At 58.8% G+C, this 26,484-nt stretch carries 27 protein-coding genes and 4 tRNA genes; 9 read left to right on the top strand and 22 right to left on the bottom strand.

What is annotated here, in order from left to right; genetic code table 11:
• Window positions 1-78 precede the first annotated feature (78 nt).
• From ACOYO3_RS06505 to ACOYO3_RS06430, 16 genes are all read right to left on the bottom strand, one after another.
• Complete coding sequence (locus ACOYO3_RS06505; protein ID WP_002515017.1) at window positions 79-1,230, bottom strand: MFS transporter; 1,152 nt, start codon at window positions 1,228-1,230, stop codon at window positions 79-81.
• Between the two features lie 230 nt (window positions 1,231-1,460).
• Window positions 1,461-2,771 (bottom strand): YhjD/YihY/BrkB family envelope integrity protein, encoded by a 1,311-nt coding sequence (locus tag ACOYO3_RS06500; RefSeq protein WP_002525635.1) that lies wholly within the window; start codon window positions 2,769-2,771, stop codon window positions 1,461-1,463.
• A gap of 53 nt (window positions 2,772-2,824) precedes the next feature.
• The gene (locus ACOYO3_RS06495; protein ID WP_002518983.1) at window positions 2,825-3,412 is read right to left on the bottom strand and encodes a MerR family transcriptional regulator; all 588 of its coding nucleotides are present in this window, start codon (window positions 3,410-3,412) and stop codon (window positions 2,825-2,827) included.
• A 181-nt stretch (window positions 3,413-3,593) separates the two neighbouring features.
• Window positions 3,594-4,073: a bifunctional nuclease family protein gene (locus ACOYO3_RS06490; protein ID WP_002517877.1), complete on the bottom strand. Its 480-nt coding sequence runs from the start codon at window positions 4,071-4,073 to the stop codon at window positions 3,594-3,596.
• Window positions 4,074-4,103: 30 nt separating this feature from the next.
• A complete protein-coding gene (locus ACOYO3_RS06485) occupies window positions 4,104-4,817 on the bottom strand; it encodes a MerR family transcriptional regulator (protein ID WP_002513631.1) in 714 nt (237 codons plus the stop codon).
• Window positions 4,817-5,395, bottom strand: coding sequence for an FHA domain-containing protein (locus tag ACOYO3_RS06480; RefSeq protein ID WP_002515030.1), 579 nt, complete (start codon window positions 5,393-5,395; stop codon window positions 4,817-4,819). The genes ACOYO3_RS06485 and ACOYO3_RS06480 overlap by 1 nt, the downstream gene beginning before the upstream one ends.
• Entirely contained in the window at window positions 5,392-5,796 is a 405-nt protein-coding gene (locus tag ACOYO3_RS06475; RefSeq protein WP_002523969.1) for a glycine cleavage system protein H, read from the bottom strand. The genes ACOYO3_RS06480 and ACOYO3_RS06475 overlap by 4 nt, the downstream gene beginning before the upstream one ends.
• Window positions 5,797-5,860: 64 nt before the next feature.
• The gene (locus ACOYO3_RS06470) at window positions 5,861-6,613 is read right to left on the bottom strand and encodes a DUF881 domain-containing protein (protein ID WP_427305818.1); all 753 of its coding nucleotides are present in this window, start codon (window positions 6,611-6,613) and stop codon (window positions 5,861-5,863) included.
• On the bottom strand, window positions 6,606-6,938 hold the full coding sequence (locus tag ACOYO3_RS06465) for a small basic family protein (protein WP_002513635.1): 333 nt from the start codon (window positions 6,936-6,938) through the stop codon (window positions 6,606-6,608). The genes ACOYO3_RS06470 and ACOYO3_RS06465 overlap by 8 nt, the downstream gene beginning before the upstream one ends.
• A 42-nt stretch (window positions 6,939-6,980) precedes the next feature.
• Window positions 6,981-7,724: a DUF881 domain-containing protein gene (locus ACOYO3_RS06460; protein WP_002518985.1), complete on the bottom strand. Its 744-nt coding sequence runs from the start codon at window positions 7,722-7,724 to the stop codon at window positions 6,981-6,983.
• A gap of 20 nt (window positions 7,725-7,744) precedes the next feature.
• Window positions 7,745-8,404, bottom strand: a complete 660-nt coding sequence (locus ACOYO3_RS06455) for a CDP-alcohol phosphatidyltransferase family protein (protein WP_002518986.1) — start codon at window positions 8,402-8,404, stop codon at window positions 7,745-7,747.
• Window positions 8,405-8,443: 39 nt separating this feature from the next.
• Window positions 8,444-9,067, bottom strand: a complete 624-nt coding sequence (pgsA, locus tag ACOYO3_RS06450) for a phosphatidylinositol phosphate synthase (protein ID WP_002513638.1) — start codon at window positions 9,065-9,067, stop codon at window positions 8,444-8,446.
• On the bottom strand, window positions 9,060-9,620 hold the full coding sequence (locus ACOYO3_RS06445) for an HIT family protein (RefSeq protein WP_002515011.1): 561 nt from the start codon (window positions 9,618-9,620) through the stop codon (window positions 9,060-9,062). Before ACOYO3_RS06445 ends, pgsA begins: the two co-directional genes overlap by 8 nt.
• Entirely contained in the window at window positions 9,613-11,682 is a 2,070-nt protein-coding gene (gene thrS / locus ACOYO3_RS06440; RefSeq protein WP_002520495.1) for a threonine--tRNA ligase, read from the bottom strand. Before thrS ends, ACOYO3_RS06445 begins: the two co-directional genes overlap by 8 nt.
• Before the next feature lie 73 nt (window positions 11,683-11,755).
• Complete coding sequence (locus ACOYO3_RS06435) at window positions 11,756-12,388, bottom strand: response regulator (protein ID WP_002515016.1); 633 nt, start codon at window positions 12,386-12,388, stop codon at window positions 11,756-11,758.
• Entirely contained in the window at window positions 12,385-13,605 is a 1,221-nt protein-coding gene (locus ACOYO3_RS06430; RefSeq protein ID WP_002517718.1) for a sensor histidine kinase, read from the bottom strand. The genes ACOYO3_RS06435 and ACOYO3_RS06430 overlap by 4 nt, the downstream gene beginning before the upstream one ends.
• A 159-nt stretch (window positions 13,606-13,764) precedes the next feature.
• Between ACOYO3_RS06430 and ACOYO3_RS06425 the strand changes: the two genes are divergently transcribed.
• Window positions 13,765-13,896 carry a hypothetical protein gene (locus ACOYO3_RS06425; protein WP_002515015.1) on the top strand — a complete coding sequence of 44 codons (132 nt, stop codon included), beginning with the start codon at window positions 13,765-13,767 and terminating at the stop codon, window positions 13,894-13,896.
• On the opposite strand, the gene ACOYO3_RS06420 is transcribed toward ACOYO3_RS06425, so the two are convergent.
• Window positions 13,874-14,935, bottom strand: a complete 1,062-nt coding sequence (locus ACOYO3_RS06420) for an NAD(P)-dependent alcohol dehydrogenase (protein WP_002524980.1) — start codon at window positions 14,933-14,935, stop codon at window positions 13,874-13,876. The two genes, ACOYO3_RS06425 and ACOYO3_RS06420, sit on opposite strands and share 23 nt — an antisense overlap.
• 177 nt (window positions 14,936-15,112) lie before the next feature.
• Window positions 15,113-15,184: transfer RNA gene (locus ACOYO3_RS06415), tRNA-Val, on the bottom strand.
• A 378-nt stretch (window positions 15,185-15,562) separates the two neighbouring features.
• On the opposite strand from ACOYO3_RS06415, the gene ACOYO3_RS06410 reads away from it, so the two are divergent.
• From ACOYO3_RS06410 to ACOYO3_RS06400, 3 genes are all read left to right on the top strand, one after another.
• A tRNA-Gly gene (locus ACOYO3_RS06410) sits at window positions 15,563-15,635 on the top strand.
• A 28-nt stretch (window positions 15,636-15,663) separates the two neighbouring features.
• Window positions 15,664-15,734: transfer RNA gene (locus tag ACOYO3_RS06405), tRNA-Cys, on the top strand.
• Window position 15,735: 1 nt separating this feature from the next.
• Window positions 15,736-15,807 (top strand) — tRNA-Val (locus tag ACOYO3_RS06400).
• A gap of 109 nt (window positions 15,808-15,916) precedes the next feature.
• Here the strand turns inward: ACOYO3_RS06400 and ACOYO3_RS06395 are convergent.
• The 3 genes from ACOYO3_RS06395 to ACOYO3_RS06385 all read right to left on the bottom strand — a co-directional run bounded on the left by ACOYO3_RS06395 (window position 15,917) and on the right by ACOYO3_RS06385 (window position 20,004).
• On the bottom strand, window positions 15,917-16,771 hold the full coding sequence (locus ACOYO3_RS06395) for a PPK2 family polyphosphate kinase (RefSeq protein WP_002515034.1): 855 nt from the start codon (window positions 16,769-16,771) through the stop codon (window positions 15,917-15,919).
• Between the two features lie 397 nt (window positions 16,772-17,168).
• Window positions 17,169-18,623: an amino acid permease gene (locus tag ACOYO3_RS06390; protein WP_002517916.1), complete on the bottom strand. Its 1,455-nt coding sequence runs from the start codon at window positions 18,621-18,623 to the stop codon at window positions 17,169-17,171.
• Between the two features lie 4 nt (window positions 18,624-18,627).
• Window positions 18,628-20,004, bottom strand: coding sequence for a tryptophanase (locus ACOYO3_RS06385; RefSeq protein ID WP_002517780.1), 1,377 nt, complete (start codon window positions 20,002-20,004; stop codon window positions 18,628-18,630).
• Window positions 20,005-20,224: 220 nt separating this feature from the next.
• Between ACOYO3_RS06385 and ACOYO3_RS06380 the strand changes: the two genes are divergently transcribed.
• The 5 genes from ACOYO3_RS06380 to ACOYO3_RS06360 all read left to right on the top strand — a co-directional run bounded on the left by ACOYO3_RS06380 (window position 20,225) and on the right by ACOYO3_RS06360 (window position 24,490).
• Window positions 20,225-20,893 carry a helix-turn-helix transcriptional regulator gene (locus tag ACOYO3_RS06380; protein WP_002520491.1) on the top strand — a complete coding sequence of 223 codons (669 nt, stop codon included), beginning with the start codon at window positions 20,225-20,227 and terminating at the stop codon, window positions 20,891-20,893.
• 263 nt (window positions 20,894-21,156) lie between these two features.
• Window positions 21,157-21,930: a sirohydrochlorin chelatase gene (locus ACOYO3_RS06375; RefSeq protein WP_002515028.1), complete on the top strand. Its 774-nt coding sequence runs from the start codon at window positions 21,157-21,159 to the stop codon at window positions 21,928-21,930.
• A 190-nt stretch (window positions 21,931-22,120) separates the two neighbouring features.
• Window positions 22,121-22,567 (top strand): peptide-methionine (R)-S-oxide reductase MsrB, encoded by a 447-nt coding sequence (msrB, locus tag ACOYO3_RS06370; protein WP_002517829.1) that lies wholly within the window; start codon window positions 22,121-22,123, stop codon window positions 22,565-22,567.
• Window positions 22,568-22,685: 118 nt separating this feature from the next.
• Window positions 22,686-23,255 (top strand): DUF3000 domain-containing protein, encoded by a 570-nt coding sequence (locus ACOYO3_RS06365; RefSeq protein ID WP_002515032.1) that lies wholly within the window; start codon window positions 22,686-22,688, stop codon window positions 23,253-23,255.
• Window positions 23,252-24,490, top strand: coding sequence for a ribonuclease D (locus ACOYO3_RS06360; protein WP_002518990.1), 1,239 nt, complete (start codon window positions 23,252-23,254; stop codon window positions 24,488-24,490). The genes ACOYO3_RS06365 and ACOYO3_RS06360 overlap by 4 nt, the downstream gene beginning before the upstream one ends.
• Before the next feature lie 15 nt (window positions 24,491-24,505).
• On the opposite strand, the gene dxs is transcribed toward ACOYO3_RS06360, so the two are convergent.
• Complete coding sequence (gene dxs / locus ACOYO3_RS06355; protein WP_002518991.1) at window positions 24,506-26,380, bottom strand: 1-deoxy-D-xylulose-5-phosphate synthase; 1,875 nt, start codon at window positions 26,378-26,380, stop codon at window positions 24,506-24,508.
• Between the last annotated feature and the right edge of the window lie 104 nt (window positions 26,381-26,484).

The raw sequence follows: 26,484 nt of genomic DNA, 5'->3' as shown, positions 1-26,484 counted from the left end.
GCTATGGCCCAACAGTGGCCCTTCCGAATGAACGTGGTCCCCGTCGGGACTGGTTGACAACGGAAGGGCCACCTTGCGCTAAGCCCAAGTTGCCATTCGCTGCTGGGAGCGGCCGACCGCGAGCACGGAAAGGAACGCCCAGAACATCAGCAGCGCGAGGTAGATGAATACCAAGCCATATCCCAGCCGTTGAGCCAGATAAGAACTGAACATCGGTCCGGCAAAAGCCCCAAAAATGCCGTAGGCGCTGAAAGCCAGGCCGAAGATCGGACCAAAGTGCTTGATACCGAAAAGGGGCGTCAATAGCACAGGGGAGATCGTGAAGATAGTCCCCAAAGCGACGCCAGCCAGAAAAGCCACGACGATGAGTGCCCAGCCACTGGCGACGAACCCCAACAGCATGTAGCCAAAGGCGAGGGTCACGGATGTAACACCCCCGATCACCGTCGGGCCAATATGGTCGAGCAGCATCGCGTTAACCACCCGTATCAGTCCATTTCCGGAAACGAAAGCTGTGACGGCAGCCACCGCACTTACTTGCACCCCAATATCGTTAAGATGTGCGGAGTAAGTGGCAGCAAAAGTCATCATCGTAATGGCAGCCCCACCGCCAGCGAACCACATCGCCCACACCTGCCAGAATGCGGGAGTCCGCACAGCTTGAGCAGTTGTCACCGCCGGCCCAGAAATCTCTCTCCGCGCGACTGCCAACTCTTCCGCATGTTTTTTCTCAAGCCAATATGGGGTGGAAAGAAAAATCACCATCATCTGTGTCAGGGCGACGGCAACCATGAGCGTCAAAACCGTGGCTGTGAATCCCCAATTTCTCAGCATGCCCGCCACGATAGGGGCCGCCGCAGCAGCCGGAAGCGCAAAACTAGCGTTGACCAATCCGGTGACCAGTCCCAACCGTCGCGGGAACCATTCCTGGACTGCGGTCAATGAGGGAGAATAGGTGAAAGCCGAGGATGCCCCGGACAACAGCGCCCAAACATAAGCGATGGGTAGCGACCGTGGGTTAACCAGCACGACTGCTAGAGACACAAGCATAAGAACCGTCGCCACAACATACATCCAGCGGGTACCCACCTGCTGCCGGACGATCCCAGCGACATAAGTCAGCATCCCCGACGCAAGGACCGCGCACGTCGTCACCCAACCCAATGATGCGTCCGAGGCCTTCGTGACGGCCCCCCACCATGCGGTAAACAGGGGAGGCAACGTGAACATGACGACTCCGGGAAACAACGTACCCAGAAGACTGGCTGCTAAGGCGCAATTGGCTCTCCGTGACGAAGACCCTTGCAAAGTCGCAATTCCCTTTCTGGGTCCGAGAGGACCCGACGACGTGGGGACTTATCACACCTTGGACGAGCGCCACCAAGGCCACAGCTGGGCAGCTTAGTTGAAGTCGCCTCGCCGTGAGCGGACCAGACATCACACAACACGCAATCAGTGGTTCAACGTTCCTCGCGGCGTCGACCGAGTATGGCGCTAACTGCCATGCCCCCGATAGCACCGACAATACTCGCACCAATGATTGGCCAACGGTGAGGCTTGGTGTACGACGAGGCAACCGTGCCAGAACTCGCGGGTGCGTTGTCGAGGCTTACCGCGTCTTCCGTCTTATAACGCCATTGGTCTCCCCCATTGCTGTTTTCTCGAGCAACGCCATCAACGACCGTGTACCCCGGGGGAACGACCTCCTTATCATCCTCGTCGTCCTTCGTCGCCTGCTTAGCGGTGCGGTCCGCTAAGGCTGCTTCCCAGTGCCCTTCAGCCGTCATACAATCCTCGCGTCCAAGCAACGGCTCGTCGCAATCGTTCCATTCCTTATCGATAGCCGGCTGGTTCGCAGTCGCAATCCACGACGCAATAAAGAGGATCAATCGAGCGACGAGATCAAAGACCAGCATGACAATGATGATCGACCCGAAGGCTTGAACAGCTTTGTTAGAGTTGAAGGCCCGTACGAGGTATCCGGCACCCACCTGCACCAGCGCAAGGGCGAATCCAGCCGCCAGGGACCCTTTGAGAATTGGCGGCCAACTCGTCTTGACTCGCGTCATAACGGTGTATAAGAAAATGAAGAGGAGCCAACCCGCAATCGTCGTCGCCACTAGGCCTGCCAGCGTTAGCAACAAGCCGTATCCAGGAACCGAATCGAGGCCGGTCCACCGGGCCAGCATGCCGGTCATGGAGGAGCCAACCTGGGAGGTGATGATCGTCAATAAGGTCACCAGTAACAAACCGAGGAATGTGAGCATATCGGAGAGTTTGGCTCGCATGAAACCACGGTCATCACCAACCATGTCAAAGTCGGGAGCCCACTCCGCTTGAATTCCCTTGCGGATGTTTCCGACCCACCCAATTCCGGCCCACAACGCAGTCAGGATAGAGACAACGAACGCCCAGACAGATCCACCGACTTTCATGGCATTCTCAATGATGGCGCGAATCTGTTGCTTATCGCTGGATTCGGTAGCCAGGCCTACGACTGAATCCACGACCTGGTTAAGCAAGTAGGGGCTCAAACGGCTTAACACCAATCCCAACACCGCAAAGGCAAATGCAACGACCGGGATGATCGCCAGCACCGTGAAATAAGTAATGGACGCGGCGAAATGATTGCCAAGACGTCGGTTAAACCGGGTGTGGGCTCGCAGCAGATGGGCGATGCTGGGCCGCTTCATGATGGCGGTGATGGTGTCCTTCACGGGAGCCTCCTCGTTGAGATCATCGCATGGAGGAAGCTCTTGATGCACGCTCACCGATCGTAAGGAGGAAACCGAGCGAGATCATCTCCCCCTCGATGACCACGTAATCAGGAGGCGTGCTTGGCGATTCTGCGTGCAGTGAACTCGTCGAGCTCAGTGTCCACGACCGGATTGAGACGCTCGCTAGGCAGTTCGGCAAGACTTCCCTGAACGTCGCGCCACACCCCTCCTAGCGCAATAGCGAACATCCCCTGCCCGCCATGCAGCAGGTCAATGACTTCGTTGTCATTAGTGCACTCGTACACCGAGACCCCGTCGCTCATGAGAGTGACGCGAGAGAGGTCCTCAGCCCCGTTGCTGCGTAGATGGTCAATAGCCACCCGGATCTGTTGAAGAGATACCCCAGCGTCAAGGAGACGCTTAACAACCTTGAGCATGAGGATGTCGCGGAAAGAGTACAGGCGCTGACTTCCCGAGCCACGAGCTGCGCGAATCTCCGGACGAACCAAGCCGGTTCGCGCCCAGTAATCGAGCTGACGATAGCTAATGCCAGCAGCACCGGATGCGACCGGGCCTCGGAATCCGATGTCCTCAGGCAGCGGGGCAAAGTCTCCCTCGAAAAGAGCGTCCTGACCGCGACGCGCGTGGCCGTCGAGGGGAATCTCAACACTCGGCTGCTCACCGGTCGTTGCCATATCGTCACCCTTCACCAGTTCTACTCATGGTCTCATTGACGAAGCGTGGCGCCTCGCCGACGTCCTTGACGCTACGGCGCAAGCCTCCAGCAGCGTCGAAGCCACGCCGCCTGCCTCACATCGTTTGCACTCTCCTACCTCAAACATGCATTTCACTAGGTGTTTTACTGTAGCCTTAAGGTCAACCAGAGGTCGAGGGTCCCGGCCCAAAGTCGTCAGGGCTAACGTCATCAAGGAAGTGCCGGAACTCTTCGAGAGCGTCCTCAGGGCCAGCATCGAGGAGAATCCCGGCCGTGGAGATGACTTCCTCGGTGCACCAGATCGGTACTGGAAGACGTAGGGCAAGGGCCACCAGATCGGAGGGTCGAGCGTCGATACGCATATCGCCTAGCACCAGTTCACCGAACCAAATGCCGTCCTCAACCTTGGTAATGATGCACTGCGGCTCTTCCTCACACAGGACTGCGATGGCACGCGCCAGTAGGTCGTGGGTGAGGGGACGCACAGGCTCCGTTTCGTTGATGGCATCCGCAATAGCTGTTTTTTCAGGATCCGCGATCCATAAGGCAAGATGGCGTCGACCATCAGCTTCACGGAGCAGCAGCACCGCCGCTCCGGAGACAGGCTTGGTCCGAATCTCGGCAACCTCGAGCAAGACCATGCGATCAGCCTAGCGCGGACCCCATGTCGATCAGTTACCCGACCAATGTTCCAACATGTCGTAGACCATGGCGGTATGAGCGTGCATCATTACCTTGGTCGTCTCAGCAGCAATCTTTGAAGCCTGCTCAGGATGCCGCGCGTGTGGGATAAGGGCCTGTTCTATAAGTCCGGCTTCATGCTCCGCAGCCTGCCTGATGGCACGCATGTGACGAGTATCCATGCCGTAAGCCGCCAATCGACGTGCTGCGACACAGATAACGAGGGCCTCTTGACCGAAGTACGAGGCTCCCCGCTTGGGCCGTACCAGCTGGTGACGCTCAAGCTCCATGAGCATGGCCTCGGTAATGCCAGAGGCACGGATGAGTTCACGTCGGTTCATCCGGATAGGGCCACGGGTCCGGACAATTCCTTGACCTGTCGGCTGAGGCTGAGGATCAGGAGTCCCCTCGTTCTCAGTGGGCAAAGGAGGTGCCTCGGAAACCGGGGGCTCCTCGCCTCGGTCCATCATTTCCAAGTGGTCCCTGATGACCCGCAATGGTTGGAAGTGGTCACGCTGGCAGGTCAGGATATACCGCAATCTCTCGACGTCAGAATCGGAGTACTTGCGGTATCCCGATGGTGCCCTCTCAGGGGACAACAGGCCCTCGGACTCTAGAAATCGGATCTTGGAAATGCTCAGATCGGGAAAATCCGGTTTGAGAGTCTTCATGACCTGTCCGATAGTGCGGACAGACCTTGGCATCAGACGCGACCGGCCCCACTCGTCCCCGATGCCGTACCACCGGTGTGGTAGGTCATCCGGAACTTTCCGATCTGCACCTCGTCGCCATCGCGTAGGACCGCCGACCCATCGACAAGAGTGCGATTGACGTAAGTACCATTGAGACTGCCTTGGTCCTCAACGACCATTCGGCCATCTTGACGAATGAACTTCACATGGTGACGAGACACCGTGATGTCGTCAAGGAAGATATCGGAATGCGTAGAACGCCCTGCCGTCGTCTCGTCCTGATCCAGCAGAAATTGGGCGCCGAGATTCGGGCCACGTCGCACAATCAGCATGGCGTTCTCAGCAGGAAGATCGGCGATGTCCTGCAAGACGCCGGCTGGAAGATCCACATTGGGAGAGGTTTCTTCAGCCACCGTTGGTTCGGTAATGGTCGGGATCACGCCAGTGTTGTCCCCCGGTGTGTCAATGGGCACCCCAAGACGGGTCCCACATCGGGAGCAGAAGTTTGCGCCATCCTCACTGACGTGGCCGCACATGGGGCACTTATTCATGTTCGCGTCCTCGCTCTCGGGGGTCTCCGGAGTAGTCATTTTAGGGGTACCTCCCCCACGCTCGCGAGGTATTCGTCAGGGTCAAGCAACTCGTCCAACTGCTCGGGGTCTGACAGTCTCACGTCGAAGAGCCATCCGTCCCCCCACGGGTCCGCCTCAACCTGGTCAGCGTCAATCGACGGGTTCACCGCAACAACCTCTCCGGCTACTGGCGAAATAATCTCCCAGGTACGCACGGAAAACTCCACGTCTCCACAGGAATCCCCGGAAACGACCTCCTCACCGTCATCGGGAAGAGACACTGATTCCACCGGTCCAAAATGGTCCAGGAGGACTGACGTGACTCCGAGTCGCACCCGGCTACCGTTGCCGGGCCTAATCCACAGGTGATCCGAGGTGCACAATACATCATCGGGAATCTCGGTCATCACCACCTCCATGACACGGGCGACGTAAAAATCTTTATACTCGCAGAGTACCGCGCCGAGAGCATTGATGCCTGCCTCATCTCACCGGTGTGGCGTGGGTCATCGGTTGTGGACGGGCCACCGCCGTAATAGTGAGATCGCGCGAGGTCGTGACCTCGACACTGGCACCTACCTTGTCCGATTCCATCTGGGAAACCAAACCACCACGGAACTTCGCTCCCTCTTTGAGAGCGTGTGGTTGGCCAATAATCGTCAACGTGTACGGGCGGGTGACGGTCGTACCGCTGACTTGCAGGCCGTCTGGGCTTGCCGCAAACCATGTATCAGCAACGATACGCACCTTGTTATTGAGAACCATGGCTTCGGCCCCGGCATCACGCATCTCTTCAACGGCATCAAGCACCATATCTGAAGTAACCTTGTCCTCAGAATCATCAATGGTGATCTTGATACCGGGTCCGTGGACGGGGATCGTGCCAGCCAAGATTTTCATCCGAGTGAGCCGTTCTTCAGCTTCTTGCCGAGCCACCTTGCGCGAATCAGCACCCGACTGGAGGTCCCTTGTCGTAGCGCGTAGGTCAGCGATCTCAGAATCAAGCTGGCGTGACGAATCCGATAACGAATCCAACATCGTCACCAGGTCGGCCCGACTCATCGTCGAGTAGGCGTCCTGATCGTGCCGGGATCGTACTTGAGTGACGACCATGAATGAGCACAAACACAAGATGATGGCGACGAGGATCTGGCCAGTAGACACCGAGGCCAGATCCTTGCCGATCTTGCGCCAGTGATTCTCGGCCCACTCCCGTCGATCGTGATGATCAGGCATGAAGCACCTCACGCCGGATGGCGGCAGCATTAGTAAAGATGCGGATGCCTAAAACAACGACGACAGCGGTCGACAGTTGCGATCCCACGCCAATCTGGTCTCCCACCCAAACGATGAGAGCCGCAATGGCAACGTTGGACAAGAATGAGACGACAAAGACACGATCCGAGAAGGTATGGGCTAAATAGGCACGCACCGCACCAAAGATGGCGTCCAGAGCAGCGACGATCATGATCGGCAGATACGGCTGCAAACCGGGAGGTAGAGTCGGGTTAACCACGATACCGATAATGATCCCGACCACCAGGCCGATGAGCGCAATCATGGGTGTCCTTCCTATGTGCCATTGCCGTTCATCGTCTCATTGTCAACGATGAGGGCTCGCGTGACTCACCGATGCCTTCGATCCTGGAACTGAGACCCGATCCTTCGTCGTTACTTGGTAGGTGATTGACGAATTGTCCCTGAGATAGGTCATCCAACGGCCGCCAGGTGTATCTGCCAACTCGGCCGGCAGCTTCTGCGGTGAGCCAATAGCTTCGACAACGTACGGGCGAGACAGCGAAACGTAGTCCACCGTGATCGCCGATCCAGCAGAGCGAATCGCAGTGCGAGGTCCAATACGGTGTCCGTTGATGGCTACCGCTTCCGCCCCGGACTGCCACACCGCATTGACTAGCTTCCGCATATCCTTATCGCCAAGTTCATCGGCAGGAGCAGCATTCGCGTCATCAAGGATGATACGCACCCCTGGACCCGCCATCGGAATCATCGCGGAGTCTTGACCGGCCTCATCGTTGCGTGGCGTAGCCTCCGCAGCCTTCATGACATTAACAGACGCACGAAGCTTCGCCAATTCGGCGTGCTGGGCCGACTCGTGGGCCTGAGCTGATTGCACGTGGGCGACAAGATTTTTGCGTTCCCGCGCGTCTAAGGGGGCCCGTGCAACGGTCGACCGCCACGCGATACCAATGAGCACGCCCGTCACCAGAAGCAACGCCACCGCTATTACCCCGACTGGGCGGCGAGAGGTGGCGCCAGGGTTCCGATCGTGGTGTTCCTGGTAGCCCTGGTCCAAGGCCTGCCCGCGAACCTCCCTCAGCAAGTCCATTGACGCATCTGGACGCTGCTTCACGAATACTCACCCCGCGAACTGATGCGTGGCAGCGTCCGAACGATGCGGATGGTCTGAACTAGGTAGAGGAAGAAAGCCCACCAGTAGAGACCTGTCCCCCATACCGCGAAGGCCCATCCCAGCACCCTACACGCCGTCCATCCACCGGTACCGAAGCGCCCAAGTAACACCAGCGGGAAGGAGTACAGCAGGCAAAAGGTCGCTGCTTTTCCGACGAAGTGCACCGGCAGAGATGTAAATCCACGTGTACGCAGAGCTGGCATGAGACAGGCCATACACACGTCGCGAGCGATAAGGACAATCACCAGCCATAACGGAATTACGTCACGTAGAGTCAGGGCAATAACGGTTGCAAAGATGTAGAGACGGTCGGCAACCGGATCGAGCATCTGCCCAATGCGGGACACTTGGTGCCAGCGGCGGGCTATCCGACCGTCAAGCCAATCCGTCAGGCCTGCCACGGCAAGCACTGCGACTGCCCAACCGTCTGCGCGCGGCCCTAAAGCCAACCACAGGAAAATGGGTACACCGATGAGTCGGATGACCGACAGGACATTAGGAACCGTCCAGAACCGGTCGGTATCCCACGGGTTGGCCTCGGAAACTTCATTAGGCGGCAAGGTGCGCGTCACGACATCCACCCTAGTCATCGGCATCCCTCATCCGGGAGCCCGGCCACCCTGTGAAGTCCTTTCTCACGACTCACACGCCCGACGCACCGCCACCATCCGTTGGACGACGGTGATTGCTCCTGCCAGCGTCAGGTAGCACAACGCAATTGGCAGCGCTACCACACACCAGTGTGGGAAGGCTCCTACTCTGGCAAGCCCGGTGATCTCGATGGCCACCAGGCTCACCAGTAGACGGTCCGCACGAGTCGCGATGCCCACCTTAGCCTCCAGGGCGAGAGACTCAGCTTTGGCACGCACATAAGAGGTCGCCATACCGAAGACCAACGCCGCGCAAGCCATCGCTGTCCAGAGCACGCTGTTCCCTGGTCCTGCGAAGTACAAGGCCACTCCAGTAAAGATCGCGGCGTCACCGAAGCGGTCCAGGGTAGAGTCCAGGAAGGATCCCCATTGGGAGTGACGACCCAGTTTGCGAGCCATGTTGCCGTCAAGCGAATCGGAGAAGATAAACAGAGTAACCAACCATGGTCCCTGCCACAGCCAGCCCTGCGGGAAGCAGATAAGCGCCATCAGCACGGCGCCAATGGTTCCGATCCAGGTGACCACGTCAGGGGTGACATGGGCTCTCAGCAAGGCGTCGGCAATGGGATTCATGACCTTGGCCCAGCCAGCACGGAAGTGCTCAAGCATGACCCACCCACGCATCGGCAAGCATCTGGCGCCCATCGCCGAGCAATTGCGGTACAGCACGGACCCCGGCAACGATGGGCAGAAAGTTGGTATCGCCGGTCCACCGCGGGATGACGTGTTGATGCAGGTGCGCGGCAACCCCGGCACCACCGGATGCCCCCTGATTGATGCCTACGTTGAACCCTTGTGGACGGGACACCTCCTGGAGGGTCCGGATGGCATCCTGGGTGAGCTCGGCCATCTCGACGACTTCGTCTTGGGTTGCATCGACGTACCCAGCAACGTGGCGGTAAGGGCATACCAGCATGTGCCCAGGTCCGTAGGGATAAAGGTTCATAATGACGTAGCAGTGCTCGCCACGGTGGACGATAAGGGCGTCCTCGTCGCTACGCTGCGGGGCTCTACAGAAGGGACAACCATCCTCCGGCCGGTTACCTCGAGGCTTATTTTCACCAGAGATATACGCCATCCGATACGGGGTCCAGAACCTCCTGAAGGGATCCGGAACCCCGACCAGTTCCTCGGCGAACTCGAGACGGTAATCCTCAGTCATCAACGACTCCGCGCAGCGTCTCGGCAGTCGGATCGTCGTTGCGGTGCCGACTGTCCCAAGCTGCAATGATACGCACTGCCTCGTCCAGGACGACGCCATTGACCTGAGAGCCATCACGCAGCCGGAAGGATACGGCACCAGCCTCGGCATCCTCACCGCCCGCGATGAGGATGAAAGGCACCTTGTCCTTAGAGGCGTTGCGGATCTTCTTGCCAAACCGGTCCGAGGACAGGTCCGTCTCGACCCGAATCCCGCGGGAACCCAACACCTCTGCGAACCCGGTGACGTAGTCGTTAAAGGCCTCAGCCACCGGCACCAAGCGCACCTGGACCGGAGAGAGCCATACCGGGAAAGCACCGGCGTAATGCTCGGTAAGCACACCAATAAACCTCTCGACACTACCCAACTTGGCTGAGTGCAGCATGATCGGACGCTGATGGGTGCCGTCAGCAGCCGCGTATTCCAAGTCGAACCGCTCAGGCTGGTTAAAGTCATACTGAATCGTCGACATCTGCCAGGTACGCCCGATGGCATCCCTAACCTGCACCGAGACCTTCGGGCCATAGAAAGCCGCACCACCCGGATCAGGGACCAGCTGCAAACCAGTGCTACGGCACACCTGGTCGAGGGTGTCGGTGGCGACCTGCCAGTCCTCATCGGAACCGATGAATTTCTCCTTTTTCGCGCTGTCGCTCTCACGAGTAGACAGCTCGAGGTAAAAGTCATTGAGGCCAAAATCGGCCAGGATCGACAGGAAAAACTCGATCTGCTTCTTGATTTCGCCGGGGGCTTGCTCACGGGTGCAGTAGGTATGGGAGTCGTCCTGGGCAAAACCCCGCATACGAGTCAGTCCATGCACGACGCCCGACTTCTCGTAGCGATAATCGTGGCCCATCTCGAAAAACCGCAACGGCAACTCACGGTACGACCGACCCCGTGACCGGAATATGAGGTTATGCATCGGGCAATTCATAGCCTTGAGGTAATACTCCTGACCGGCTCGAGTGACGTTGCCCTCCTCATCTCGCTCCTCGTCGACAAGCATCGGCGGGAACATAGTGTCGGCGTAGTAGGGCAAGTGACCCGAGGTGTGGAACAGACCTCCCTTAGTGATCTCCGGAGTGTGGACAAAGTTGAACCCAGCCTCCATGTGACGAGCGATGACGTGTTCCTCGATGAGATGACGCAGCATCGCGCCCTTAGGGTGGAACACCACCAGGCCCGGGCCGATTTCCTCAGGGAAGGAGAACAGATCGAGCTCGGCTCCCAGCTTGCGGTGATCGCGCCGCTCGGCCTCTTTGATCCGCTGTTGGTAGGCCGCCAAGCCCTCACGGCTGGCCCAGGCTGTTCCGTAGATGCGCTGCAACTGGTCGTTGGCTTGGTCACCCTTCCAGTACGCGGCCGAGAACTTTGTCAGGGCGAAGGTATTGGCCAAGTACTTGGTCGAGGGCACATGGGGGCCGCGGCACAGATCCTTCCATGCCACCTCGCCATTGCGACGCACATTGTCGTAGATCGTCAGCTCGCCACCGCCGACTTCGACTGAGGCACCCTCAGCACCCTTACCCTTGGTGCCAATGAGCTCCAACTTGTAAGGCTGGTCGGCCAGCTCCTCGCGGGCGGACTCCTCAGTGGTGACCCGACGCACGAAGCGCTGATTCTCTTTGACGATCCGCTTCATCCGCTTCTCAAGCTCAGAAAGAACCTCGGGGGTGACGGGCTCAATATTGCCGAAGTCATAGTAGAACCCGTCGGTAATGAACGGACCAATACCCAAGTTCACCTCGGGGTACAGCTGCTGGACGGCCTGAGCCATGACGTGGGTAGCCGAGTGCCGGATGATGTTGAGCCCGTCCTCGCTGGTGGCCTCAACCGGCTCCACCTCGGCGCCATCATGGAGTTCACGCTGCAGATCGACGAGGTTGCCGTCGACCCGCATGGCAACGACGGCACGGTCGGAGCCGAAGAGATCCAGTCCGGTGGTCGTAGTGTCCACCTGCTGGGTCCTGGAGGTACCGGAACGGTGCAGGGTGATGCTGATGGACACGATTGACTTCCTCACTCGATTACAGTCCGACTGGTGCCGGACACTGTCTAATCATGCCGTACCCGGTGAGGTTGATTCGACCCCCGGGTCAACGAATGAAACCAATGTCTCGAGCTTTGGCGACAGCTGCACTTCGAGAGGTAACGCCAAGTTTGGTGTAGATATGCGACAGATGCGTCTTGACGGTCGCTTCTGACACCACGAGAAACTCCGCAATCTGTGCATTCGATAGTCCCTGCGCAGAAGCCTCCAAGACATCAAGCTCGCGGGCCGTCAGCGACGTTCGTGGCGAGCGCATACGAGCCATGAGGCGGGTAGCGACGGCTGGGGCCAGGGCTCCTTCGCCTCGTGCAGACCGGTGGATAGCCGACAGCAGGTCCTCAGCGGGGGCGTCCTTGAGGAGATAACCCGTAGCTCCGGCCTCTACCGCGGCCAAAATATCCGCATCCGTGTCGTAATTGGTAAGGATGAGGACTTCAGGCGCATTAGGTTGAGACCGAATCTTTCGCGTCACATCAACCCCAGAAGGCGCGTCGGCGTCGCTACTGAACTGCAAATCCAGCAGGACGAGATCGAGGTCAACGGTAGCTGTAGCAGCAAGAGCCTCGGAAGGGGTGGCTGCGGTCGCAACAATCTCAATGTCGGGATCGGTGTCTAGCAATGCCGTAACCCCGGCTCGGACCACCGGATGGTCATCTGCGATGAGGACGCGCACCGTCATGACGATTCTCCTTGGCTGTGGCGATCAATATGCGGTGATGCTGCACGGCAGGGAAGATCGACTTCAACGCGGGTGCCCTCCCCTGGTTTAGAGGTTAAAGAAACCTCGCCCGACGCGGCCTCAACCCGTTGCCGAATAGCTTGCAACCCAAATGCCCCGTCACGAACAGGCGCGTCCAGATCCATGCCGACCCCATCGTCACTAACTCTCAAGAGCACATGCCCGGGGTTGGGACGCACAATCCGGATCGACGCATGACGGGCGTGGGCGTGACGCACCACATTCGACATCGCTGCCTGGCATAGTCTCAGCAATGCCGTCTGGATCTCCATGGGTAAATCGGACGTATCCGGGCAGTCCACGTCGACGTGCAACCCACCGATTGACCATGTCGTGGCCCCAAGCCGTTCGAGTACCGCGGACAGTCCCTGATGGACGACCGTGGGCGGAGCCAACTCAGCAATGAGACCACGGGTCTCTGAAAGGGCGTCTGAGGAGGCGAGATGGGCGAGTCGAATCTGTTCGATGGCGGGGTGGTCAGGGGCAGTACGCTCCACCGCAGAAAGCAACAGTCCAATGCTTGACAGAGATTGAGCGACGGTGTCATGGATCTCACGGGCTAATCTGGCTCTCTCCTCCAGTACACCGGCCTGACGCTGGGAGTCAGCCAACCTCTTTTGTACCGCCAGCAAGTCCACATTGAGACGTTCCAACTCGGCCGCCTGAGCCTGCATGGCCTTGAGAGACAGACCGACGACGACTGCCACAGCGGCACCCGCGACTGGGCCGACGATTCCCCCCACACTCCAGCCACCGGTCAACCCGACCCCAAGCAGGATAGCCACCGCTCCGACGACGACCGCAACACATGCCTGCAGTGGCGGCAGATGATCCAAGTACACGAAGGACAGCGGGATCGTCAGATAGGCGGCATAAGGGAAATCAATAGCCAGCAGGATCGACACAACGACCATGACTGTCACCAACAACGGGCGCCACATTTCGCGGCGGGAACGGCTCATCACGTGGGTCCCCATAAGGGCGGTATACACAACGATGAGTAAGGCCGCCCATCCGAGGATTCGCCCCAAACGCGGCGGAGACAACACCAGGGCCATAACTAGGGTAAAGATGACAAGGCCAGCGAACAGCACCTGGATGCCAACCTGCATCCCCACCTCGATAGCCACCGCACGTCCCCGGTGACCGGCGTCCATGCCACGCCAACGGTACAGCCCATCCCGGGCTAATGTGGTTGTCCTCATCGGCCCCGAGTGTAGGTCCTGACGTAGGTGTAGCGCCGAGGCCCCTGTAACTCGGATCCGCACGTCGCACAATCCAAAGAATCGAGAGACGCCTCTGGCCAGAACCGACGCATGACCAAGTCGTACACCGATGCCAAGGTGTCTCGGGAAGATGGAGTGGACGACAGCCAACCCGTCGGTATCAATTTCACGCCAATTCGCGGTGGCATCGGCTCATCGCTCATCCAGCTCCGACTGCTCTGAAAGTTGCAGTGTCAATAACGAAGCGGAATCTCACATCGCCCGCAACCACCCGGTCATATGCCGCGTCGACCTCGTCAACCCCGATCTTTTCCACCCATGCCCCGAGGCGATGCTCGGCGCAGAAATCGAGCATATCCTGGGTCTGGGGGATGCCACCGATATTTGAACCGGCAAGCACCTTGGAACCGTTGATGAGAGAACCAACCTGCAGTCCAAGTTCCTCAGGTGGCAGACCGACACAAGCCATGACGCCACGCGGCTTGAGTAGCTTAAGGTAAGCCGACACGTCAATCAGAGCACTAATGGTGTTGAGTATGAAATCGAACTCTCCCCGGTGATCACGGAAGAAGTTGTCGTCGCTGGTAGCAAGGGTCCGCGTGGCCCCGAGCTTTTCGGCGAATTTCTCCTTGCGCAGGCTACGTGAGAGCACCGTAACATCCGCTCCTTTAGCAGCGGCAATCTGGACCCCCATATGGCCCAGTCCGCCGAGCCCCAGCACGGCTACCTTCTGGCCAGGTCCGACGTTCCACTGGGCGATCGGCGAATAGGTGGTGATGCCGGCGCACAGCAGCGGAGCTGCCTTTACGAAGTCCAGGGAATCGGGGATGCGGCAAACAAACCTCTCGTTGACGACGATTTTCTGAGAGTAGCCGCCCTGGGTGATACTTCCGTCGACATCATGGGCGTTGTAAGTACCGACCGGCCCGTTGAGACACGCCTGCTCCTCCCCGGCCTCGCACTGCTCACAGTGTCCGCACGAGTTGACCAGACATCCGACGCCTACTCGGTCTCCAGGTTTGTACTTCGTGACCTCGGAACCAACAGCCTCAACGATTCCGGCAATCTCATGACCGACGGTCAGCGGGAAGTGCGCCTGGCCCCACTCGTTGCGAATGGTGTGAATGTCAGAATGACAGATTCCAGCAGCTTTAATGTCGATGACGACGTCGTCGGGACGCGGGTCTCGTCGTTCAATCTCGACAACTTTGAAAGGCCGGTCCGGTCCATCCTTCTGAAGCGCCTTGACGATGATGGGCATGAATGAGCCTCCTTGATCCCTAATGTCTATCTCCCGGCACTGACGTAGCCACAATATTGCGGATTTGCCTATGACACGGGGCTAACTATGGAATCAGTCCTCCGAGCCGTTCTCCCCGGGGATCACACACAAGAAGCAACATTGGCTGAGAATACTCTGCCCAGCCACCAATGTCGGTGGGCGATGCGGGGTTCGAACCCGCGACCCCTTCGGTGTGAACGAAGTGCGCTACCACTGCGCCAACCGCCCGTTGCTGGTGAAACTATGCCAGAACCAGCACTGCTTGTCCAAGCCGGCCACAACATCGTTACTGGGTGGAAGCGTTTTGCGATCAAGTAGGGGTGATCGCCAGACCAACTTCAACATCGCAGCATGTGGCGACAGCGAGGATGATCCTCGGCCCATTCTCCGCCCGTCCCCCGTCGGTTGAGCTCATCGATCAGGAACCCGCAACACGCCGGCAGGCAACAGTGATGAAATTTAACCTGACTAGGAGAAACGCCAGGTTTCAAGGCGAGACGCCCACGTCGATTTGCATTGCCTGCGAAACATCCCCTAGAGTACTTTCTCGTCGCCCAGCAGGAACGACAAGGTGCGAAAGCTCCTCAAAGGCCCGCTGGCTAGCATGCGGACGTGGCTCAGTTGGTAGAGCATCACCTTGCCAAGGTGAGGGTCGCGGGTTCGAGTCCCGTCGTCCGCTCGGAGAGGTCTTTCGGACCTATCCACGTGGTGGAGTGGCCGAGAGGCGAGGCAACGGACTGCAAATCCGTGTACACGGGTTCAAATCCCGTCTCCACCTCGGGCGGTTGGCGCAGTGGTAGCGCGCTTCCCTGACACGGAAGAGGTCGCCAGTTCAAACCTGGCATCGCCCACAGAGCAGGGTTGGCCGACGACAAGTTGGCCAACCCTTTTGTCATCCCCACCCACTTGAATACCACTCCAACCGGCCACCTGCCGAACCCCAATTCAGACCCCACCCATTCAAGCCTGCTCAAGACGCCTCTTTTCAGCCTCGACATCGAAATTGGCGGGTGGCCAAGTGAGCTTCATCGACCGCATTGTCTCCAGCAGTATCCGTCCCATTGCCCAGTTGCGATACCACTTATGATCCGACGGGATGATGTACCAGGGTGCGACGTCGGGGTTACAGCGGCTCAGTAATTCGTTGTACGCCTCAATGTATTCCGCCCATTTCGACCGGGTATCAAGATCGCCCGGATCATACTTCCAGTACTTAGCAGGGTCATTGAGGCGGGCCGCCAGCCGTTCCTTCTGAACGCCCGGTGATATATGCAGGAAGCATTTGATGATGTTGGTGCCTCGAGCAGCCAGGTTCATCTCGAAATCGTTGATGAGGTCGTAACGCTTTTTCCAGACCTCCTCCTCGACGAGATTCTCGACGCGAGGGACCAGGACATCCTCGTAATGGGAGCGATCAAACACACCAAGCATTCCGGGTTCCGGCAGAGCCTTCTTGACGCGCCAAAGGAAGTCATGTCTGAGTTCCTCCTGCGTCGGGGCTTTGAAGCTGTGATGGTTGATGCCTTGCGGGTCGACCATCGCGACAACATGTCGTACCACTCCGCCTTTGCCGGCAGTGTCCAGCCCCTGTAACACGATCAGTACCCGACGGGCGTGGTCAGGGTTGTTGCGTCCGCGGGCGAAAAGTCTCTCTTGAAGCTCCGACAACTCCTCAGCCATCGGCTGGAACTGCTCGAGCGTCTCCCTTTTGCCTCCAGGAGCTTGCGGAGTGGCGTCGGTATTAATGCTGTTGACGTCAACGGGAGCTTGTGGGCAGCGCAACACGTCGGACAACTGGGGGAAGTTGTCGGCCATCGATCTCATCCTTCCTCGATTACTGTCCCCATCCTGCCGCTATCGCGGACCAGCAAGCCCGGAGACACCGACAAGACGATCACCATTTCTTGACATTTCACTGAACACAGAACGCGCGACACACGCCACCGGGGGGAGAGAGAGTTGAACCGCAAACACATCACAGCACTCGACGTACAACCACGACCGGTACTAACGGCCAACCAGTGGCACGAACGTTTAACCAACATGGAGCACCACTGAGCTGGACCGTCCCGTTGCGATGAACCATGTCCAGGGCGCACGGACAAAACCTGCGTGCACAGCCCGGATCAATAACCCACATGGGGAATCGCGCCGGGCCCGCACGCGCTCTAGGCTCTGTTCTCCCCGCTACCGGGGCAGTACGCTCGTCCCCTCAGGCATGACGGCGTCGCACCAGGCAGGACACGTCATAACCCACCCACAGCAACGCCAACCAGACGGGACCAACAACGAGTGCCACTCGGTAGCTCGGCATCATCGCCATGATGACCACCACGAGCGCCAGAAAAACCAACACCACGTAACTGGTGACGGGATTACCGGGCATCCGAAATTCCAACGCTGCGACACCTTCAGGACCGATCCTTCGCCGAAACTTTAGGTTGGTGATGATGATCATCGTCCAATTGATGACCCCAGAGATCAAGGCGATCGAGATGATGTACAAAAACACCTTTCCAGGAATCAAGTACGTCAGCAGCACCGCTGTTGCCGTCACCACCGAGGAGGCGAGCACTCCCACCCACGGCGCCCCCAGCCGATTCGTCTTCCAGAAGATCCCGGGAGCGTTGTGCTGAGCGGCCAAGCTGTAAAGCATCCGCCCGTTGGAGTATAGGCCCGAGTTGTAGGCCGACATGGAAGCGGTAAGCACCACAACATTGAGGATATTCGCCGCACCTGCGACTCCGATTTTGTCGAAGATCGTCACGAAGGGGCTGCCTGCCTTGCCGATCTGGTTCCATGGAAAAAGACACAACATGACCGAAATTGCACCGATGTAGAAAATGAGGATCCGATACACGACTTGATTGATCGCTCGCGGAATAGACCGACGCGGATCGTCAGCCTCCCCTGCCGTAATCCCGATGAGCTCGACCCCTCCAAAGCTGAACATCACCACGACAAAACCGCACAGCATCCCGCTGATGCCGGTTGGAAAGAATCCTCCGTGTCGCCACAGGTTACCTATCCCGGTCGGAGGGCCACCACCCAGGCCAGTTGCAATGATAAGGACACCCAGCACGATCATCGCAAGAATCGCGACGACTTTGATGACAGCGAACCAGAACTCGAATTCTCCGTAGGCTCTCACTGCCGTGAGGTTGATAATAGTAATGAGCACGAGAAAGGCCCCTGCGGACAACCACTCAGGTATCTGTGGGAACCAGAAGTTGACGTATTTTCCCACCACCGTAAGCTCAGCCATGGAGACGGCGATGTAGTTAAACCAGTAGTTGTAACCAGAGACGAATCCAGCGCGTGGGCTCCAGTTGCGGTAGGCGTAATAGCTGAAAGCCCCTGAAGTTGGGTGCTCAACGCTCATCTCTCCCAAGGCTCGCATGATGAGAAAGATCACAGCTCCGCCGATCAGATAGCACACCATGATGGCGGGCCCCGCCTGCTCGATAGACTCAGCTGCGCCATAGAACAAGCCCGTTCCGATCGCCCCGCCCAGGGCGATAAACTGGATGTGCCGGTTCTTCAGCCCCCGTTGAAGTCCTTGCTCCTGCTCTGTTCCACTCGGCGCTCCGGATCCCGCCGCACCGAAGCGTGACGGTACGGCGGGGCACCCAGCGGCCGGGGAAGAGCCTCCCAGCCGGGTGGACATCTCATCACCGAATTGGTTCGAGTCGACTTGTGAAATGGCGCAAGACCGGAGGCTCCCATGTAATGCGGTATCCGGGTACTTTTTCAGGCTCCCGGGCAATCTTGGTAACGGCCTCGGCGACGACGTCCATGTGAGACTGGGTGTAGACCCGTCGCGGCACTGCTAGCCGAGTGAACTCGAAGGGCGCCTGTTGCTCCTCCTGGGTAACGGGGTCCCGGTCCATAAGGTAAGAACCGATGTCGCAGGATCGAATTCCTGCATCCAAGTACAGTTGGGTAGCGAGCGCGTGCCCTGGGTACTGTTTCCACTCCAAATGCGGCAGCATGCGACCGGCGTCGATGAATACTGCATGACCGCCAACAGGGCTCTGGAAAGGCACGCCAGCCTCCTCGAGCTGGTCGCCAAGGTATTGGATTTGGCCGACACGGTACCGCTGCCAGTCCATGTCGAGTCCCTCCTCGAGGCCAACGGCCAACGCTTCCAAGTCGCGACCTGCCAATCCCCCATAGGTAAGGTAGCCCTCAAAGGAGATGACGTTGCTCTTGACCTTCTCAGCTAGTTCGCCATCTTCGCGGACGCCGAGCAAACCACCCATGTTGACGATGGCGTCCTTCTTCGCGCTCATGACGAACATGTCGCCGTAGCGGAACATCTCCGCGACGATATCGCGTAACGAACGGTCCTGACATCCCTCCTCGCGCTCATGGATGAAATAGGCGTTCTCGGCATAGCGAGCAGCGTCAAGACAGACTGGAATTGCGTACTTGTGAGCCACCTCGTAGGTCTCTCGCATGTTCTGCAGAGAAACCGGCTGACCGCCGACCGAGTTGTTGGTCACGGTCATGACGATCGCAGCAATGTCGTCCCCGTGCTCAGCAATGAGTTTCTCCAGGCCCGCGACATCCATGTTGCCCTTGAACGGGGCTACTTTGGCCGAATCCAAACCCTCCGAGCAGACATTGTCGACCGGACGCCCACCGGCAAGGCCGACGTGGGCACGTGTGGTGTCGAAGAAGGTGTTCGCCACCACGAGCTGGCCGGGACGAGAGACCAATAGCGGCATGAGCACTTTTTCCGCAGCACGGCCTTGATGCACCGGCTGAATGTAGCTGTAACCAAAGATACTGCCGGCAACGTCCATGAGGTGCATATAACTGCGCCCACCGGAGTACGCCTCGTCACCGCGCATCACGGCCGCCCACTGGGCATCACTCATCGCGCCGGTACCGGAATCGGTGAGCAGGTCGATGTAGACGGACTCGGCGGGTAGGCCGAACATGTTGTAATGTGCCCGTGCGAGGATGTTGGCGCGCTCCTCCCGGGAGGTCATCGCAATCGGTTCGACCATCTTGATCTTAAACGGTTCGGGGATGTACTTCATTGCACACTCCTTCGTGGGCCTGTAATACCTGCTGAACGGATGTTGACCAATTTCCGTTGATTCCCTCAACGGAAATTGCAATCCTCTCACCTCGCATCATACGTGTCAACGGTTTGTTGAACTTGATCACGCATCCGAGTACCACCGCGCCACATCCCCGGCTGCCCATCCTCACCTCGGAGACCCTATGAATCACATGTCAAGAGCTTCTCGGGAAGCGATGATCACCGCACTAGCCGGTCTCGTCGATCCTCTCAAACGATCCCTCATCGGCAGCAGCGAAGTCGTACTGCACGACCTGTCGAAAATGCCCAACAGCATCGTGGCCATCTCTGGTCACCTCACCAGTCGTAACATCGGCGACCCCGCAACCGAAGCGCTACTGCGCGCATGGCGCGAAGGAACTATGCAGACCCGGATCGGTTACGAAAGCACGTCCCCCGAAGGGCGGGCCCTGCGCTCTTCCACCATCCTCATCGAGGACGCTGACGGCCCGTTCGCCGCCTTATGCACAAACACCGATGTCTCTGTCTGGCAGGGAGTCCATGACATGACCGCCGCGATCCTGCACGGCGGGCCTTGGCCTGGGGAGACCCCGGCCCCCCAGATTCCCCACCACCAAGACCCACCACGTGACATCAAACAGGTAGCAGCCGGGTTGATGCGCGAAGCAATTGATCAGGTTGGCGTGCCGGTCAGCCTCATGCGTAAAGATCACAAGCTCCGCGTAGTCGACGAACTGCGCCGTCGCGGCTTCTTTCTGCTCAAAGACAGCATCGAGGCGACTGCGAACAGACTGAAGGTCTCGCGGTTCACCGTCTATAATTACCTCAACGAGCTTGAGGAACGCGGTGACGCCGATACCGACGACAGCGGTAAATCCGCCTGACGAGCCGAGGTAGACGACAGAGGTCGCAGGTTCAAACCTGACGTCGCCCACATTGATCAGCAACAAGGCGATCTATCATTTGTCACCCCCGACCCGACCAGCGTGGCAACTGGAGATCCTCCCATCCGTCCTCAACAGCCGTCGAAGACGTGCACACCGGTTCACAGCGATACTTCAGGCAAATTGAAAGCGTCACTTCGATAGGCTGAATGCAAAATGGAGGATTTGTCACCCTCAAGGACCGGAAGGAAGGGAGCAGTCCGATGGCAGCGCCAGTACTCGATCTCGTCCTCCCGGCCTTGTCCGAAACCTCCGCCAATCTCATCGGCCAGAGGTTACGCCAGCGGATGTCACACCTCCATCCCCACATCGAGTCTACGGTGAGCTTCGTCCCAGCTGCCGGGCAGTACAAGGCACCTCGGATCAAGCTTTCCTGGCGTGAACTGGTCCTGGTGCCCGTCAATGCCACCCACCTGCACTCCAATCCCCCACAAGTTGTCCAACACGCCGCAGAATTGCATCGCAGCCACCCGGACCTTGCCATCAAGGTGGCCCGCCCCACCGGACCAGCACCGGTGCTGCTCAACCTCGTCGATGCGCGATTGCGTCTGGCAGCTCATCGCGTCCATGCCCAGGAGCTGGACTCACTCGTATTGTCTTCCCCTGATGGCGGCGATTTACGTGGCGCGGCAATGCTGTCCAAGCTGACCCGGCTGTGGTCCCAGCATCATCACCTTCCGGTCCGCATCGCCACCAATCGTGGTGGGGCTACTGCGGTCGAGGAGGTCGTCGCCCGCCTGCGACAGGAAGGGCGCCGTCATATCGCAGTGGGAAGCCTGTGGATTTGCGACGACGAGAATTTCCGCATTCATACTCGCCGGGCTTTGCACGCCGGCGCCGAGGTTGTTGCCGCGCCGTTGGGAGACGACCCAGTACTTGCCTCACTCGCCTTCGAACGCTACTGCTCGGCAGCAATGGGGCTGGTCCCACAACCCACCGACAGCCCACCCCACCCACCTGAGCTCCACTCCAACTGACCGCCTGGTGAGCTCCTGGCCCAAGCGCCGTAGCACGTCGGACAGCTGGGGAAGGCCGTCGGTCATGAGTCTCATCCTTTCTCGATTACTACTTCCCGGTCTCGCCGCAATCCGGTAACTCAGGAATGCCGACAAGTCCCTCGCCGTTTCACTGAACACGGAACACGCGGCACATGCCATCGGAGGGAATATGGACCACGAACACACCGCGACATACGACCTACAGCCTCACCTCGTGCTCACCCCTGAACAGTGGCACGAGCGTCTAAGCGACGAGGAATACTACGTGTTGCGCGAAGCGGGGACCGAGGCTCCCTTTGTCGGCGAATACACCGATACCACCACCGAGGGCGTGTATCGCTGCCGTGCATGTGGAGCCGAGTTGTTCCGCTCTACCCAGAAGTTTCACTCCAGCTGTGGTTGGCCATCTTTCTATGCGCCGCTGGCTGAGGACCGGGTGCGGTACCTCAACGATGAGTCTCTTCCTGGTCGCCCACGCACCGAAGTGAGGTGTGCCCAGTGTGATTCCCACCTCGGCCACGTGTTTGCAGGCGAAGGTTTCGACACCCCCACTGACTTGAGGTATTGCATTAACTCCATCTGTTTGGACCTGGTACCAACCGACGAGACCACGTGATGGTACCGCGGTTGCAGACCGAAACCCTCAACCTCAACCGCATAGATCCGCAGCACGCGGCGCGTCGAGAGGGCGTCGCAGGTGTCAGCCCCCATAGCCTGAAAGGGTGATTCGGCAGATGTATCCCGTGGTTTTTGACGAGTTGCGTTCCCGGATCCTCGGCTATTCGTGGTCTGACAAGCTCGAGGTCCATGAGATCCCCGCTCCTACCCGCATCTCGCCGTTCTCGGTAGCAATTGAAGGTTCGGTCGCGATCAGGGAAGACGAACTCGGCAGCGGGCGTCTCATCCTGTTGCACGATCCTTCCGGTTCTGAAGCCTGGCAAGGCACCAGCCGTTTCGTCGCCATGATCCGAGCCGATGTTGATCCGTCAATGGCTTCTGACCCACTAGTGGGCCGCGTCGCGTGGTCATGGCTTACGGATTCTTTGGAATCTCACCACGCCGTCTACCATGCCGAAGCCGGTACCGTCACCTCAGTTGTGAGCCGGCCCTTCGGACAGCTCGCTGCAGACCCTGAGTCCAACCACATCGAGCTGCGTGCCTCGTGGACACCAACTTTCTCAACCGCCGAAGACGTCGATTCCCATTTGGGATCATGGAGTGACCTCTGCCTGCTCTCCTGCGGGGTCTCTCCCATTCCCGACGACATTGCCGCCATCTCTCCCCGACGGGCCGAATTCGCGTGAGCGACCTCCCTATCCTTGCTGAACCTCGCGAGGGAGTGCCGCCGGTCGTCAACACTCCCGACAGTCTCACGCACACCTGTCGGGCCCTCAGTAACGGGCATGGTCCGATTGCGATCGACACTGAACGAGCCCACGGGTTTCGCTATAGCCCCCGGGCTTGCCTCATCCAGCTACGCCGAGACGGATCGGGCACACACCTCGTCGATCCCCTCGCTCTCGGTGGAGCCGTCGGCCTCAAGCCTCTCGCCAAGGCGCTGGCTGGAACCCAGTGGATTCTTCACGCCGCCACGCAGGACATGCCCTGCCTTGCCATGGACGGCCTGCGTCCTGATGACCTCTTCGACACTGAACTGGCAGGTCGTCTTCTCAACCTGCCGAGGGTCAGCCTGGGCCCGATGGTCGAGCGTTACTGCGGAGTGACCCTACTTAAGGAGCACTCCGCCTCTGATTGGTCGCGTCGACCCCTCCCCCGCGATTGGCAGGTGTACGCGGCCCTTGACGTCGAACTCCTCAACGACCTCAGGGAAAAGATCCTTAGCGATCTTCATGAAGCTGGAAAAGAAGAATGGGCTCGTCAGGAATTTGCCCATCTTGTCGAGGTAGCAGCGGACTTGCCGAGCGAGGAACCAGGAATCGATCCGAAGCGCTGGCGCAAGCTTAGCCATATCGGTGATATTCACAGTCGGGCTGGACTGCAATTAGCGCACGATCTGTGGCTAGCACGAGAGAACCTCGCCCATGACCTCGATATTATGCCCGGACGTCTGCTCCGTGACGAAGCCTTGGTCGCCGCGGCTCGTCACTGCGACCGCACTGGCAACGTTGACGTCGAAACAGTTCTTGCCATCAGGGGATTTCATCGAGGACGGGCGAAAAAGTACCGCCAAACCTGGGCCGAGGCCATCAACCACGCACGAAGCGTGTCACCGACGAAGTATCCGCCGTTGCGGGAGCCATCCTCAGGCATCCCCCACCCCCGGTCGTGGGAGCGCCATCATCCGGAGGAAGCCGCACGGTGGGCAGCCGTAAGACCAGCCGTCAACGACGTGGCCGCCGACCATGACGTCCCACCCGAAAACCTCTGCACCCCAACATGGCTGAGGCATTTTGCATGGCAACCGCCTGAGGATTGTTCAGTCGAGGGGGTTGACGTTTTCCTGGAGGGGCTCGGCGCACGGCCGTGGCAACGGGAGATTCTCTCGGGGCCGCTAAGCGCGGTTATGGCCACGCTGTGAATCCCGGCATCCCCTTCACGAGTACTCACCATCAAGTTGGGCAACCAGTTGGCTGACGGCATCAGCGATACCTCGAGAATCTAAACCAAGCTCAGCCATGATTGCCGAACGCGAGTCGTGATCGAGGTAGCGCTGCGGAATGCCGAGGCTACGTATCGGTCGCCACATACCCCGCTGCGACAACGCATCAGCCAAATGAGATCCGAGCCCGGAAACGACTAGCCCGTCTTCAACACTAACGACTGCGCGAGCTCTTGCAGCTTCCTCAATAAGCCCGCCACACACGGGGAGAGACCACCTGGGGCTGACGACGCGAACCGGGGAGTCGAGTTGATCTACTGCAGCGAGAGCCTCTGCACAAAGCTGACCGTGGGCGACGAGAAGAATCCCATCCTCAGGACCATCACACAACACGTCGAGACCGTCATGGGAGGTCACAATGCGGATGTCGTCAGGTATGGGGTCCTTGGAATACCGGATGACTGTAGGACGGTCGTCAATGTCGACGGCTTCATTGAGCACGGACACGAGGTGCTGACGGTCACGTGGGGCCGACAGCATCAGACCAGGAACAATCCCGCACATAGCCATATCCCACATACCGTTGTGAGATGCGCCGTCAGTACCTGTGATACCAGCCCGATCCAGCACGATAGTCACACCCGCATGGTGCAACCCGGCATCCATAAGGAGCTGGTCAAAAGCACGATTAAGGAAGGTCGAGTAGAGAGCCACAACGGGGTGTAACCCTGCGGCGGCCATGCCAGCAGCAGATGTCACCGCATGCTGCTCGGCGATACCGACATCGAGAACCCGATCCGGGTGTCGGGCTGCGAACGGTGCGAGACCGACGGGGTGAAGCATGGCGGCGGTCACCCCGACAATATCGGGGCGCCTCTCCCCCAACTCAACCATGGCGCCAGCAAAAGCCTGGGTCCACGAAGCACCACCCGAAGCCTTAAGAGATGCACCAGTGACTGGGTCAATCCTTCCGACAGCGTGAAAATGATCCTCCTCATTAGCCTCAGCAGCAGCAAATCCCTTGCCCTTGGTCGTCATGACATGGACGATGACGGGATGCCCATAGCGCTTAGCAAGCTCGAGGGCTCGTTCGACAGAGAGGACATCGTGGCCATCAACCGGGCCGAGGTACTTGATACCCAAATCGGAGAAAATCCCATTGCCGATGAGGGCGTCTTTAACACCGGCCTTAGCGGCATGCATGAGACCGAAAACCTGCTTGCCGAGTGGCTTGTCGGTGACATGCCGCTTCATCCGGTCGAGAGCTTCCTCGTAGTGAGGATCAGTGCGGATAATGGCAAGTTGGTTCGCCAAACCCCCCACTGTCGGGGTGTAGGAACGGCCATTGTCGTTAACGACAATGACTAGACGAAGGCCCTGCTGGTCGGCGATGGAGTTCAGCGCCTCCCATGCCATTCCACCCGTCAACGCTCCGTCACCAATGACGGCGACGACGGTGCGATCCTCGCCCTGAGAAAGAAATCCCTTGGCCATGCCCTCGGCCCAAGACAACGAGGCCGAAGCGTGGGAGTTTTCCACCCAATCATGGACAGATTCCGCGCGACTGGGATACCCGGAAAGTCCCCCACGCTGGCGCAGCTTCTCAAAACCGTTCGCGCGCCCGGTAAGGATCTTATGGACGTAGCTCTGGTGACCGGTGTCAAAGATGATGGGGTCGTGGGGTGAGTCGAACACCCGGTGCAAGGCGATCGTCAACTCAACGACGCCGAGATTCGGCCCGAGGTGACCACCGGTACGCGATACTTTGTCGATAAGGAAGGCACGAATTTCCTCGGCGAGATCCTCGGCCTGCTTAGTGGTGAGTTTCCTCACGTCGTCGGGACAGCCGATGTCGTCGAGAAGAGCCATACGTGGCATCTTAGGACCTACCGCTGTCACACTGTGCCTCCTTAGCGCTCCATTTCGCCTCACGCTCACTATCTCGTCTCCTTCTCAGAGATGGAGTGGGCCCG

It is taken from the genome of Cutibacterium sp. KBN10P07758 (genome assembly GCF_050286205.1).
Lineage (GTDB): Bacteria > Actinomycetota > Actinomycetes > Propionibacteriales > Propionibacteriaceae > Cutibacterium > Cutibacterium acnes.
Note: the sequence above shows the minus strand (reverse complement) of the source record. Positions and strands in the feature narration are given on the sequence as shown.